Origin of the sequence: Kaistia granuli DSM 23481 (assembly GCF_000380505.1) — a bacterium.
In the GTDB taxonomy this organism is placed as follows: Bacteria; Pseudomonadota; Alphaproteobacteria; order Rhizobiales; family Kaistiaceae; genus Kaistia; species Kaistia granuli.
The window spans coordinates 28,204-41,669 of record NZ_AQYH01000007.1 but is presented as its reverse complement, the minus strand read 5'-3'; the positions used below and the strand labels follow the sequence as shown (position 1 = coordinate 41,669).

Below are 13,466 nucleotides of genomic sequence, written 5' to 3'. Positions count from 1 at the left end.
ACGCACCGAGCCAGTCCGGATGGACAGCTATCGGAACTGTCAGGCTTGGCTCGACGCTGGCGCACGGATGCGCCTGCACCGCCTTGCCACTGGGGCTTCCACACACTCGCCGTCATCACGAGTTTGGCGAAGTCGCCATCAGCGGGAGGCCGGCTACCGAGCCGACCTCCCGGGATATTGGCTACCGCTTGTTCTGGCGGTTGGCGACGAGATCGTCGACGACGGCCGGATCGGCCAGTGTCGAGGTATCGCCGAGATTGCCGAACTCACCTTCGGCGATCTTGCGCAGGATTCGGCGCATGATCTTGCCGGAGCGCGTCTTCGGCAGGCCCGGGGCGAACTGGATCAGGTCGGGCGAGGCGATCGGGCCGATCTCGGTGCGGACCCAGACGACCAGCGCCTTGCGCAGGTCCTCGGTCGGGGTCACGCCCGCCATCAACGTGACATAGGCATAGATGCCCTGCCCCTTGATGTCGTGCGGATAGCCGACGACGGCCGCTTCCGAAACATCCTCATGCGCGACCAGCGCGCTCTCGACCTCGGCGGTGCCCATGCGGTGGCCGGAGACGTTGAGAACGTCGTCGACGCGGCCGGTGATCCAGTAATAGCCGTCGGCATCGCGCCGACAGCCGTCACCGGTGAAATAGGCATTCTTGTAGGTCGAGAAATAGGTCTCCATGAAGCGCGCGTGATCGCCATAGATCGTGCGCATCTGGCCGGGCCAGGAATCGGTGAGGATCAGATTGCCCTCGGCGACGCCCTCCAGAACCTTGCCCTCGCCGTCGACGATTGCCGGACGGACGCCGAAGAAGGGCAGCGTCGCCGAGCCCGGCTTCTGGCCGATCGCGCCGGGCAGCGGCGTGATCAGGATGCCGCCGGTCTCCGTCTGCCACCAGGTGTCGACGATCGGGCAGCGATCGTCGCCGACGACGCGGTGATACCACTCCCAGGCTTCCGGATTGATCGGTTCGCCGACCGAACCGAGCAGGCGGAGCGAGGCGCGCGAGGTCTTCTTCACCGGCGCGTCGCCGGCCTGCATCAGCGCGCGGATCGCCGTCGGCGCCGTGTAGAAGATGTTGACCTTGTGCTTGTCGATCACTTCCCAGAAGCGGGAATTGGTGGGATAGCTCGGCACGCCCTCGAACATCAACGTCGTGGCGCCGTTCGAAAGCGGGCCATAGACGATGTAGGAATGGCCGGTGACCCAGCCGACATCGGCCGTGCACCAGTAGATGTCGCCATCCTGGTAGTCGAACACCTTGCTGTGCGTCAGCGAGGCATAGAGGAGGTAACCGCCGGTGGTGTGCAGCACGCCCTTCGGCTTGCCGGTCGAGCCGGAGGTATAGAGGATGAACAGCGGATCCTCGGCGTTCATCGCCTCGGGCTCGCAATGCTGGGAGACCACCTTGGCGAGATCGTCATAGAAGAAATCGCGGCCGGCCTGCATCGGAATGTCGGCGAAGGTGCGCCGCACGACGAGGCTCTTGACGTCGCCGCCGAGCTTGGCGAGCGCCGCGTCGACATTGGCCTTCAACGGGATCTTCTTGCCGGCGCGCAGGCCCTCGTCAGCGGTGATGACAAGCTTCGAATCGCAATCCTGGATGCGGCCGGCGAGGCTGTCGGGCGAGAAGCCGCCGAAGACGACCGAATGCACGGCGCCGATGCGCGTGCAGGCGAGCATGGCGAAGGCCGTTTCCGGGATCATCGGCATATAGATGGTGACGCGGTCGCCCCTCTTGGCGCCCATCTCCTTGAGCACATTGGCGAACACGTTCACCTGCTCGGAAAGCTCGCGATAGGTGATCGAGCGGCTCTCGGACGGGTTGTCGCCCTCCCAGAGAATCGCGACCTGGTCGCCGCGCTTGGCCAGATGCCGGTCGACGCAGTTGGCGGAGACGTTGAGGGCACCGTCCTCGAACCACTTGATCGAGACCTCACCCGGCGCGAACGAGGTATTCTTGACCTTGGTGAAGGGCTTGATCCAGTCGATCCGCTTGGCCTCATCGGCCCAGAAACCATCCGGATCCACGACCGAGCGCTCATACATGGCGCGGTAGGTCGGCTCGTCGATCTGCGCGCGTTTCGCCCAATCGGCCGATACCGGATAGATCTTGTCTTCCATCATTCTTCCTCCCTGGCAGCTCCGCTTTCGGCGAAGCGCACCGTTACACCGGCGGCATTATGCGAATCCCGGCCTGCCGGGCAAGGCAGGCTGGAATTCTTCGCAAACGCCGTAGCGCAGAACCCGCACCTGCTTGACCGACGCGTCCTCGAGCGTCGGATGGACGGGAACGGCATAGGTCGCCAGCTCGCGCGTCGCGGCGCCCGCCGGCCGATAGGTTCGATCCGGGTCGCCGGCCAGGATCGACACCCCGGCTCGCGAAAGCCGGTCGAACCACGGCAGCAACCGCGCCGCGAAGGCGCGATCGTAGAAGACATCACCGGCGAGCAGCACATCGAAATCCATGGCGTCGGCGCCGACCAGATCGGCCTGGCGGACGCGGATTGCTGCACCGTTTGCTGCAGCATTCAGCGAAATTGCTGCAACTGCGAAAGGATCGATGTCGACGGCCTCGACATGGGCAGCTCCCGCCCGCGCGGCGGCGATGCCGACAAGGCCGGAACCCGAGGCGAAATCGAGCACCTGCTTGCCGCGCACAAGCTCCGGGTGGTCGAGGATGTGGCGCGCCAGGCCCTGCCCGCCGGCCCAGGCGAAGGCCCAGAAAGGCGGCGGCAGATCGACCTTGTCCAGCGTCGCCTCGGTCAAATGCCAGAGCGCGGTCGCCTCATCGGCTTGATAAAGCTCGATTTCCGGAACGAAGGCGACCGGTGCGAGCCGGGTCTGGTCGGTGATGAATCGCGAGGGATCCGCGATCAAGCCGCGCTCAGATCGAGGCGGGGTCGAGCCCGCCCAGTTCGCAGACGAGCTTCCACTCGGCCTCGGTCACCGGCTGCACCGAAAGGCGCGAATTGCCGACCAGCGCCATGCCCTCCAGCCGGGGCTCCGCCTTCGCCGTTTCCAGCGAATAGGGCTTGGGCAGGTCGCGGATCGCGCGCAGGTCGACGCATTCCCAGCGGCCCGAATCATCGGTCGAGTCCGGATGCGCTGTCTTCGCCACCTCGACGATCCCGACGATCTCCTTGCCAATATTGGAATGGTAGAAGAAGCCGCGATCGCCAAGCTGCATGGCGCGCATGTTGTTGCGCGCCTGGTAGTTGCGGACGCCGTCCCATTCCTGGCCGCTGGCGCCCTTCTTCTTCAGATCGTCGAAGGAGAACACGTCGGGTTCGGACTTGAAGAGCCAGTAGGCCATGGGACGCTCCGGATAAATAAGGGGACGGGCTGAGCGGCCGATCAGGCCGGCTTGCCGACGGCCCAGCGCCAGGGGCGCACCACCGTGTCCTTGAACAGGCCGGCCTTGGCATAGGGATCGGTTGCGAAAATGGCGCGGGCGGCGGCCTCGTCCTCGGCCTCGACAATGAGCAGCGAGCCGCACATGTCGCCGCTCTCGTTCAGGAACGGTCCGGCGATGGCGATGCCCGAAGCCTTGAGCCACTCGATATGGGCGGGACGGTTCTCGAGACGGACCGGCAGTCCATCGTCTTTATCGGTCAGAATGGCAACGAAATGCATGAAAACCTCCAAGAATTGCGGGCCGCACGGTAGGCGGCGGACGGTCGCGCGTAAAGGGCGGCGATCCACGCGAGAGGGGATTGGCAGGAAATGCCGGTGGGCCGAAGGCGACAAGCCCCAGGCCTCGCCCGCGCATCAGTCGGCTTCGCGCTTCAACGGCCGCAGCATCAGCGCCTCGACCGCCGCGTCGATGGAGAGCTTGCCCTCGAGAATGGCGGCGACCGCCTCGGTGATCGGCATCGGCACGTCGAGGCTCTTCGCCAGATCGCGGGCCACCGGCGCCGTCGCCGCGCCCTCGGCCAGAGCCGGCGGCAGGGCAGCGCCCGCGCCCAGCGCATGGCCATAGGCGAAATTGCGCGACTGCGTCGAGGAACAGGTGAGCACCAGATCGCCGAGGCCGGAAAGGCCCATCAGCGTCTCCGGCAGCGCGCCCTGCGCCTCGCCGAGGCGGCGCAACTCGGCAAAGCCGCGCGCGATCAACGCGGCGCTGGCGCTGGCGCCAAGCTCGCGGCCGGCGACGATGCCGGCGGCGATCGCCAGCACGTTCTTAAAGGCGCCACCGATCTCGACGCCAAGCACATCGGTCTCGGCATAGGGGCGGAAGCTGGCCGAGCCGAGCGCATGGCAGAGCGCCATGGCGAGCTTCAGATCGGGAGCGGCGATGGTCACGGCGGTCGGCAGGCCGCGCGCCACGTCGACAGCGAAGCTCGGCCCGGAGAGGACGACCGGCGCCGCCGGCGGCAGCGCCTCGCCGAGGACCTCGGTCATCCGCTTGGCGGTGCCGCGTTCCAGCCCCTTGGCGCAGAGCACCACCGGCGTGTCCTCGGCGATGGCGGCGAGATGGCCGGCAACCTCGCGCACCGTCTGCGCCGGCGTCGCCAGCAGGATGGCGTCGGCCGCGACCACCGCATCGATCCGGCTGGTGATCGTCATCGCGTCCGGCAGGGCGACGCCGGGCAGGTGCGCGATATTCTCGCGCCGCGCCGCCATTTCGGTCGTGTCGCGGCCCCAGAGCGTGACGCGTCGCCCGGCGCGATGGGCGGCGAGCGCCAGCGCCGTGCCCCACGCCCCGGCACCGACGACGGCGATGTGGTCGATCGTCATGATGCCATCTCCGGTGCCGGCAATTGCCCGAGCATCGCATCGAGCTCGCCGAACAGCGCCTCGCCGAGCGGCAACGCCAGCCAGAAAAGGTGGAAGCGGATCGGCGGCCCGCCGGCGTCCGGATGCATCTCCAGATGCTCCCAGTTCTCGGCGAACTCGCCGTCGAGCGGCAGATGGAAGAACCAGCGCCGATGCTGCCGTTCCGGGCCGTCGGCGGGCGCATAGCGATAGTCGCGCTCGCCCAGAAGCGTCATGCCGGCCGGCGCCGTCAAACCGGTTTCTTCCAGGAATTCGCGCCGCGCCGCCTGATCCGGCGTTTCGCCGGGCTCCATGGTGCCGCCGGGAACCTGGATGCCGTATTCGGGGAAATCCGGCTCGCGAAAGACGAGCAGCCGTCCGCGCCAGGTCGCGTACAGCACCACCTTGCTCTTGCGGATGATGCTCACGCCTTCGCTCCCTTGTGGCCGGAACCGATCATCGGCGCCGCCATCTGGTCGAGCGGCCAGCGCGGCCGGGCCGGAGCGGAGAGTTCGTCGACGAGACCGAGCGCCAGCCGTTCGGCACCGGCCCAGGCGATCATCGCGCCATTGTCGGTGCAGAGCACAAGCGGCGGCGCGATCAGGCGGAAGCCGCGAGCGGCAAGCTCGGCGTCGAGCCCGGCTCGCAGCGCCTTGTTGGCGGCGACGCCGCCGGCGACGACCAGGGTCGGCTCGGCGATTTCCGGGAATTCGGCGCGAAACCGGTCGAGCGCATGGCCGATGCGATCGCGCACCACCAGCGTCACCGTGCGCTGGAAGGCGGCACAGAGATCGTCGACATCCGCGTCCGACAACGGCGCGACCGCCTGCGCTTCGGTCCTGAGCGCCGTCTTCAGGCCGGAGAAGGAGAAATCCGAGCCCGGCCGGCCAAACATCGGTCGCGGCAGGGCGAAACGATCCGGATTGCCGCGCGCGGCGGCGCGTTCCACCGCCGGCCCGCCCGGATAGGGCAGGCCGAGCAGCTTCGCCGTCTTGTCGAAGGCCTCGCCCAGCGCGTCGTCGATCGTCGTGCCCCAGCGCTCATACTGGCCGACGCCCCGCACCAGCAGGATCTGGGTATGGCCGCCGGAGACGAGCAGCAGCAGGTAGGGAAACTCGATCTGGTCGGTCAGCCGCGCCGTCAGCGCGTGGCCTTCCAGATGATTGACGGCGACCAGCGGCTTGCCGGCGGCCAGCGCCAGTGCCTTCGCCGTCGTCAGGCCGACGATGACGCCGCCGATCAGGCCCGGCCCCGCCGTCGCGGCGATCGCGTCGAGTTCGGCAAAGCCGACGCCGGCCTCATCCATCGCGCCCTGCACGATACGATCGAGCGCCTCGACATGGGCGCGCGCGGCGATTTCCGGCACGACGCCGCCAAAGGCCGCGTGATCCTCGATCTGCGACAGCACGACATTGGAGAGGATCGTGCCGCGGCCTTCGGCATCGCGCGACACCACCGACGCCGCCGTTTCGTCGCAGCTCGTTTCAATGCCGAGAACCAGAACGGATGAACTCACCACCGGGGCCTTTCGCCGCGCGTTTGGCGGCTTGCTTGCGGATGGGCGCGTCGTGACTAGACTGGCGCCAAATTTCGCCCTGACGGGCACTGACCCGACAGGCCCTAACATCCGGACCCGACCCCGTGCAATCCGCAGCCTCGATCCCCCTCCTCCGCATCGGCACACGCGGCAGCCCGCTGGCGCTCGCTCAGGCGCATGAGACGCGCGCCCGCCTCGCCGCCGCGCATGGCCTCGACGAGGCGACGATGGAGATCGTCGTCATCAAGACGTCCGGCGACCGGATCCAGGATCGCTCGCTGTCGGAAGCCGGCGGCAAGGGGCTGTTCACGAAGGAACTGGAAGAGGCCCTCCTCAGCCGCGAGATCGACATCGCCGTCCATTCGTCGAAGGACGTGCCGACCTATTTACCGGACGGGCTGACGCTGATCGCCTACCTGCCGCGCGAGGATGTGCGCGACGTCTTCCTGTCGCCAGTGGCCACCTCGATCCGCGACCTGCCCCAGGGCGCCCTGCTCGGCACGTCGTCGCTGCGCCGTCGCGCCATGGCGCTGCGCATCCGGCCCGATCTCGTCGTCGTCGAATTCCGCGGCAATGTGCAGACCCGCCTTTCCAAGCTCGATAGCGGCGTCGCGCATGGCACGCTGCTGGCGCTGGCCGGCCTCCGCCGCCTCGGCCGGGCCGACCTTGCCACGGCGATCATCGAGCTCGACGATTTCCTGCCGGCGGTCGGCCAGGGCGCCGTCGCCGTCGAGGGCCGCGCCGACGATCTTCGCGTCCGCGAGTTGCTGGCCGCGATCAACGATCCAGCGACCGAGATCGCTCTCCACGCCGAGCGCGCCTTCCTGACCCGGCTCGACGGCTCCTGCCGGACGCCGATCGGCGGGCTGGCGACGCTGGAAGGCGGCGAATTGCTGTTCCGCGGCATCGTGCTGTCGCCGGACGGCAAGCAGGCGGAAGAGACCCGCATGACGGCGCCGGTCGCCGATGCCGAGCGGATCGGCACGGCGGCGGCGGACGAGCTGATCGCTCGCGGCGGCAAGACCTTCTTCACGAGCCCCTGAGGCGCATGATGCGGCTGCTCGTCACCCGGCCGGAACCCGAAGCGACCCGAACGGCCGAACGCCTGCGCGAGCTCGGCCACGAGCCGGTCACGGCGCCGATGTTGACGAGCGTCTTCCTCGATCCGCCGATGCCGGCGATCGATCCGGTCGCGATCCTCCTCACCAGCCTGAACGGCGTGCGCGGGCTGATGCGCTGGCCGGTGCCGGAAGCCTGGTTCGCCTTGCCGGTGCTGGCGGTCGGCGACCGCACGGCGGAAGCGGCGCGGGAAGCAGGCTTTGCGAGCGTCTCTTCGGCCGATGGCGACGGCGTCGCGCTCGCGGCGCTGGCGATGGAGCGGCTCGAACCCGACGCGGGACCGCTGCTCTATCCTGCCGCCGTCGACCGCGCCGGCACCTGGACGGAAACGCTGACCGGAGCCGGCCATGCCCTCGAACTGGTCGAGGTCTACCGGATGGAACCAGCAGCGAGCCTGCCTGATTCGGTCGTTGCCGCCTTGCGGGAAGACCGGGTCGACGGCGTGCTCGTCTATTCGCCACGCACGGCGACGGCCCTCTCCGGTTGCGTCGACCGGCTCGATCCGCGACCCGACATCGACCGTCTCCCCGTCTACGCCCTGTCGCCCAACGTCGCCGCCGCCATGCGTTTCGGCGACGTCCACATCGCCGAGAAGCCGACTGACGACGCGCTGCTGGCGCTGATCCCTGCAAGCATGGGAACATCCCCTTCAGGCGCCCGTTAACGCATTCGTCTATACTGGGTCTGAACGACCGACGAGATCGAGGTGACATGGCCGAAGACGACACCTTCCATCCGAAAGCCGATGCAGCGCCCGGACAGCGTCGCAAGCGCCCGCCGGTGACCATCGATCTCGAAGCCGAATCGAGCAGCCCGTCCGCGCCGGTCTCGGAGCCGGTCGGCGAGCCGACCGCTACAGCGGCCCCCGCCGCCGACACGACGACCCAAGCCTATGAACCGGAGGCCAGCGTGACCGAAACGGACACGACCGACACCACAGAACCGGCCTCCAGTCCGGCGCTCGCGCGCTTCCTCGTTCCGGCGGTAGCGGCGCTGGGTGGCGGTATCGTCGGCGGCCTGCTGGTCGCTCTGCTGTCGAGCTCGACGGGCACCGATCCGATCGCCAGCGCCAGCCTCGATTCACGCTTCGCCGCCATGTCGGCCCGGCTCGACCGCATCGAATCGATCGACCGCGAGCCGGCCCAGCCCCGCATCGACCCCGCCCGCCTCGCCGGTCTGGAGAAGGGCCTCTCCGGCCTCGAACAGGAAATCGCCACGCTCAAGCAGGCGGCGGCGACCCCTCCGCCATCGGCGCCGGCCGGATCCGCTCCGGCGGTCGATCTCGGCCCGCTCGAGAGCCGGCTCGCCGCGCTCGAAACCCGCCCTGCCCCGGCCGCCGAGGCGCCGGTCGACCTGTCGCCGCTGCAATCCCGCCTCGACGGCCTGACGGCGCGGCTGGACGCCGTCGAAGCGCATCCGCCAGCCGATCCGAAGACGGAAGCGGCCGCGCGCGTCATCGCCGTGACGGCGCTGCGCCAGGCGGCAACCGGCTCGACGCCCTTCGCCAACGAACTCGCCGCCGTCACCGCCCTCGGAGAGACCGGCGCCAGCCTGGCGGCGCTCGAACCGATCGCCAGCGCCGGCGCGCCGTCGAAGGCCGACCTGATCGCCGCCTTTCCGGCGGTGGCCGAACAGATCCGCATCGCCGACGCCAAGGTCGATCCCGGCGCCAGCCTGATCGACCGGCTCGCCGCCTCGGCCGGCTCGCTGGTTTCCGTCAAGCCCGCCGGCCCGATGGCGGGCACCTCGGCGACGGCGATCGTTTCGCGCATGGAAGCGGCAGTGAAGACCGGCAACCTTGCCGAGGCGCTCCGCGAAGGCGAGGCGCTCGACGCCATCGCGCGCGCGCCGCTCAACGACTGGGCGGCCAAGGCGGCCCAGCGCATCACCATCGACACCGCGCTCGCCGGCCTCCATGCCGGCCCTTCCAACTGACGGAGCGACGATGATCCGCATCCTGGTCTATGTCGCCCTGGTCTTCGCCATCGCCGCGGGATTTGCGTGGCTCGCCGACCGGCCCGGCGACATCGCGCTGTCGTGGCAGGGATATGACTACTCGACCAGCCTGATGGTCGCGGCCGTGGCGCTTGCCGCGCTGTTCGTCGCGCTGGCGCTCGTGCTCTGGCTCATCCTGGCGGCGGTGCGGGCGCCGCGCTTGTTCGGCGGCTGGCTCTCGGGCCGCAAGCGCGATCGCGGCTATCGTGCCCTGTCGCGCGGCATGATCGCGATCGGCGCCGGAGATCTGAAGCGCGCCAAGCGCTTCTCGACCGAAGCCCAGAAGATCCTGCAGGGCGAACCGCTAACACTGCTGCTCGCCGCCCAGACGGCGCAGCTTTCCGGCGACGGCGCCGGCGCCCGCGCTGCCTTCGAGACCATGCTGAACGAGCCGGAGACCCGGCTGCTCGGCCTGCGCGGCCTCTATGTCGAGGCACAGCGCAGCGGCGAGCACGAAGCCGCCCGCCACTATGCCGAGGAAGCCGCCAAGGCGGCGCCGAGCCTCGGCTGGGCCGGCACGGCGCTGTTCGACGACCAGGCCGCGCATGGCGAATGGTCGGCGGCGCTGACGACGCTTGGATCGAACCTGCACGCCAAGCTGATCGATCGCGGCAGCGCGCACCGGCTGCGCGCCGTGCTGCTGACGGCGCGCGGGCTCGAACTCGAACTGTCCAACCCCGAAGAGGCGCGCGCGGCAGCGCAGGAGGCCGCCAAACTGCAGCCCGGCCTCGTGCCGGCGGCGACGCTGGCCGCCCGGCTGTTCACCCGCCAGGGCGACATCAAGCGAGCCGTGCGCATCCTCGAGACCGCCTGGCGGCATGAGCCGCATCCGGAACTCGCCGAGGCCTACGGCATGGTGCGCGCCGGTGATTCGGCTCAGGACCGCCTGAAGCGCGCCCAACGCCTGCTGACGCTGCGCCCCGGCCATGTCGAGAGCCATCTCGCCGTCGCCCGCGCCGCCATCGACGCCCGCGACTGGCCGCTCGCCCGCAAGGAGCTCGCCACCATCGCCGAGACCGACCGTACGGAACGCTTCTGCCTGCTGATGGCGGAGATCGAGGAAGGCCCGGACGGCAATCGCGGTCATGTCCGCGAATGGCTGTCGCGCGCGCTGCGCGCGCCGCGCGATCCGCAATGGACCGCCGACGGCTATGTCTTCCCGGCCTGGGCGCCGATTTCGCCGATCAGCGGCCGGCTGGATGCGTTCGAATGGCGCACCCCGACGGCAGCACTCGCCGACGACCAGCGCCCGGCGATCGATCTCGTCGTCGCCGACGACGTCATCGCTCCGGAGCCGCGCGTGATCGACGCCACCCCGGCGCAGGCCGAGAGGGCGGCCGAGGCAGCGAGGGAATCGCGGACTTCCGCGCCGCAGGCCCCGCGCCCTGCCGCACCGGAAGCGAGCCCGCCGCCCCCGCCGCCGACCAAGAATGGCGGCCCAGAGAAGCCCGTTGTCGTCCCGCCGATTCCCGACGATCCGGGCATCGAGGACGTCGAGACGGAACCCTCCGATCGCCTGCGTCTGCAATGAGCCGGTGGAGAAGCGCGACTAAGGCTTGAAACGCTCCGGGAATGTGGCTATGAACCCTCTCGATTTCACCGCAGCCCTCCGGGCATCGCTTTGTGAAATCCTCGTGGTAGGCCGCTTTAGCTCAGCTGGTAGAGCACATCATTCGTAATGATGGGGTCAGGTGTTCGAATCACCTAAGCGGCACCACTTCCCTCTTTTAAGTCATCGTCATTCTTGTCCGGCCCTGCCGCAGCCCTTGCGTGCGTCCCGTAGGCAACGCCTCTGTTCTCCAGCCGGCCAACAGTGCTGAGGTCGAACCCTGGTTCGAGCTTGACCGAGACGAGGATCGCTTCGATGGGAATTGTGGGAACAGCTGACTACGGTTTACGGGATGACGGCCTGATCAGCGTTATACACGCCGAAAGCGACTTGGCTGGAAAGAAGAAGGCCGCCGAGGCGCGCCAAAGTGGTTTTGGGCAGCCAGAAGAGCCTCGCCCTTCCGAAGGACCAGCGGACTCGGCAGGCCGCTTGAGCCCGTTGCCGCGTGCATGCGGGAGCGCGGCGGGAGTCCATGCCCAGACTGGCCGGGCCGCATCCTAAACTGCGACACATTGTCAGTTTTGCTTATAAAACATCTAGGCATGCGGATCCAATTCCCCGCGTGCTGCGTATCGCAGCCTGCCACATAAATTGCGACAGGCGACATTCGAGTTGAAAACCCGCAGCCAGAATAACTACCACGCGCAATCCGGCTCCACGCCAAGCCCGGAAATCGAGTCCCGTCTAGACAAGTGCCTTGAGAAGGGGGCAGCGGCACTGCTCCGCTCAGCAAGCACGCTCAAGAGGATGGAGGACCTGCTTGGGGGGCGCGGACCGAGATAGGCTGCCCGCCGCGCTCGGCCTACTAGCCTACGGCCGCCTGCAGCGTGGCACGCGCCCGCGGCTTCCATTTTCCTCCACGGCGAGGACGCCGTTCCCTTCGACTAAGTTGCGGCGGACCGACCCCTGAAAAGGGTGAGGGGTGCGATTCATTGATTGTCTCGATCGGCAGGAATTCCCATCGGGGCCTCCAGATGCTGAATGGACCCGCTCGCGTTGATGCGGACGCCGGATTGAGGCGGCAGGAGGATGGCGATAGTCTCTCGCCGACGACCTCTGCCCGCGCGACTGGCCCGGCACCTTCGGCCGGCACCGGTCCATCACGAAGCCATGCCTGAGCACGTTCGCCCAGGCTCACCCTGTCTGGATCGATGCCCAAGGCTACCGACACCGATCTCCGGACTGACACGGTGCGTCGCATCGTCTGGCCGTTTCCGCCCGGCGTGGAATGCTACGCCGCCTGGAAGGCAGCGATTTCCCGGATGCTCGACTGCGCCATTCCCCCTGACACGGACCCGGCCTTGTTCGACTTTCACGGCCATACCTGGCAGTTGCCGGAGGCCTTCGTGCAGGTGAATGGCGGATCGGCGGTATCGATGGTTCGGTCCCCATCCGTCATCGCCGATCGCCCGATCTCCCAGATGTCGCTCTATCTGCTCACCAGCGGAAGCGTCGTGGCCGAGTATGACGGGCGCGAGCGAACCCATAGCCCCGGCGATATAGTGGCCGTCGACTATTCCCTGCCCTATGAATCCCATACGCCCGGCTACGAGGGGATGACCATCACCTTCGATAGAGCCTTCGCCCCGGCCGGTCTGCAGGACCACAGCCACGGCATGGTCCTGTCGGCGGACAGCGGCGCCGGACGCTTCCTCGGCGCCCAGATCCGCTCCCTCGTCGATCACATCGAAGGGCTCAGCGTCGACCAGGCCCAGTCGGCCGTCGACGGCATCCTGCGGTTCGCCGCGACAACGCTTCCCGCGGCAACACCGAGACGGAAGCAAGCCGCCGCCTCGGTCGTCGACCGGGCTCAACGGCTGGCGCGGCGGCGACTATCCGACCCAGACTTCGGTCCTGAGCAACTCGCGATCGCGATGGGCGTGTCGCGCTCGAAACTGTTCCGTTCGTTCGAGCCCCATGGCGGCGTGCAGCGCTGGCTGCTGGGTGAACGGTTGATGGCGAGCCTGCAGTCGGCTGTCCGATCGATGGGCAATCTGAAAGTAGCCGCCCTGGCCCGCCAGCACGGTTTTCGCAGCGAAGCCCATTTCAGCCGCGCCTTCCGGAAACGATACCAGGTGAGCCCGAGCTCAGCCCTGGACCTGATCGCCCGATCGCAGGGTTCGACACTGTATCTGAGCTGGGCGAAGAAGAATGCCAAGGCCGAGGCTTCGACGCCGGAAGCCTGGCTGGCAGCAGCCCTGGCGCAGGAGCACGAACGAGCCGCACGAGACTGTCGCGCCTCGCTATGACCTGCCGAGACCCGGCCTACCGGGTCTCGGCTGCTCCCGCATGACTTCCCGTCCCATCTTCTTGACCGAGCGTCCCAATCTGGCGCGGGCGCCCGTGACAGTGCAAATCCGCTCGTGCGAGGTAGATTCGCACGGTCCAACGATCCCGCCGTCCAGCGCATTGCATATTCGAGGCGTGGATCTGACCTGTCGACAATTTAG

12 protein-coding genes and 1 tRNA gene are annotated in these 13,466 nt (G+C 68.1%); 6 read left to right on the top strand and 7 right to left on the bottom strand.

The window, feature by feature from the left end; translation table 11 throughout:
• Nucleotides 1–181: 181 nt before the first annotated feature.
• The 7 genes from acs to tsaD form a co-directional block, all read right to left on the bottom strand.
• Nucleotides 182–2,122: an acetate--CoA ligase gene (gene acs, locus G342_RS0110160; protein WP_018183029.1), complete on the bottom strand. Its 1,941-nt coding sequence runs from the start codon at nt 2,120–2,122 to the stop codon at nt 182–184.
• Between the two features lie 57 nt (nt 2,123–2,179).
• The gene (locus G342_RS23805) at nt 2,180–2,878 is read right to left on the bottom strand and encodes a class I SAM-dependent methyltransferase (RefSeq protein ID WP_018183028.1); all 699 of its coding nucleotides are present in this window, start codon (nt 2,876–2,878) and stop codon (nt 2,180–2,182) included.
• A 7-nt stretch (nt 2,879–2,885) separates the two neighbouring features.
• Nucleotides 2,886–3,314 (bottom strand): EVE domain-containing protein, encoded by a 429-nt coding sequence (locus G342_RS0110150; RefSeq protein WP_018183027.1) that lies wholly within the window; start codon nt 3,312–3,314, stop codon nt 2,886–2,888.
• A gap of 41 nt (nt 3,315–3,355) precedes the next feature.
• Nucleotides 3,356–3,634: a YciI family protein gene (locus G342_RS0110145; RefSeq protein ID WP_018183026.1), complete on the bottom strand. Its 279-nt coding sequence runs from the start codon at nt 3,632–3,634 to the stop codon at nt 3,356–3,358.
• Between the two features lie 135 nt (nt 3,635–3,769).
• Complete coding sequence (locus G342_RS0110140; protein WP_018183025.1) at nt 3,770–4,738, bottom strand: NAD(P)H-dependent glycerol-3-phosphate dehydrogenase; 969 nt, start codon at nt 4,736–4,738, stop codon at nt 3,770–3,772.
• The gene (locus G342_RS0110135) at nt 4,735–5,184 is read right to left on the bottom strand and encodes an NUDIX hydrolase (protein WP_018183024.1); all 450 of its coding nucleotides are present in this window, start codon (nt 5,182–5,184) and stop codon (nt 4,735–4,737) included. The genes G342_RS0110140 and G342_RS0110135 overlap by 4 nt, the downstream gene beginning before the upstream one ends.
• Entirely contained in the window at nt 5,181–6,275 is a 1,095-nt protein-coding gene (gene tsaD / locus G342_RS0110130; RefSeq protein ID WP_018183023.1) for a tRNA (adenosine(37)-N6)-threonylcarbamoyltransferase complex transferase subunit TsaD, read from the bottom strand. The genes G342_RS0110135 and tsaD overlap by 4 nt, the downstream gene beginning before the upstream one ends.
• 122 nt (nt 6,276–6,397) lie before the next feature.
• On the opposite strand from tsaD, the gene hemC reads away from it, so the two are divergent.
• The 6 genes from hemC to G342_RS23795 all read left to right on the top strand — a co-directional run bounded on the left by hemC (nt 6,398) and on the right by G342_RS23795 (nt 13,265).
• On the top strand, nt 6,398–7,336 hold the full coding sequence (hemC, locus tag G342_RS0110125) for a hydroxymethylbilane synthase (protein WP_018183022.1): 939 nt from the start codon (nt 6,398–6,400) through the stop codon (nt 7,334–7,336).
• A 5-nt stretch (nt 7,337–7,341) separates the two neighbouring features.
• Complete coding sequence (locus tag G342_RS23800) at nt 7,342–8,076, top strand: uroporphyrinogen-III synthase (RefSeq protein ID WP_018183021.1); 735 nt, start codon at nt 7,342–7,344, stop codon at nt 8,074–8,076.
• A 47-nt stretch (nt 8,077–8,123) separates the two neighbouring features.
• A complete protein-coding gene (locus G342_RS0110115; protein ID WP_018183020.1) occupies nt 8,124–9,347 on the top strand; it encodes a COG4223 family protein in 1,224 nt (407 codons plus the stop codon).
• 10 nt (nt 9,348–9,357) lie between these two features.
• On the top strand, nt 9,358–10,938 hold the full coding sequence (locus tag G342_RS0110110) for a heme biosynthesis protein HemY (RefSeq protein ID WP_018183019.1): 1,581 nt from the start codon (nt 9,358–9,360) through the stop codon (nt 10,936–10,938).
• Nucleotides 10,939–11,048: 110 nt separating this feature from the next.
• Nucleotides 11,049–11,124: transfer RNA gene (locus G342_RS0110105), tRNA-Thr, on the top strand.
• A 1,082-nt stretch (nt 11,125–12,206) separates the two neighbouring features.
• Nucleotides 12,207–13,265, top strand: a complete 1,059-nt coding sequence (locus tag G342_RS23795; protein ID WP_198010771.1) for an AraC family transcriptional regulator — start codon at nt 12,207–12,209, stop codon at nt 13,263–13,265.
• Nucleotides 13,266–13,466: the final 201 nt, after the last annotated feature.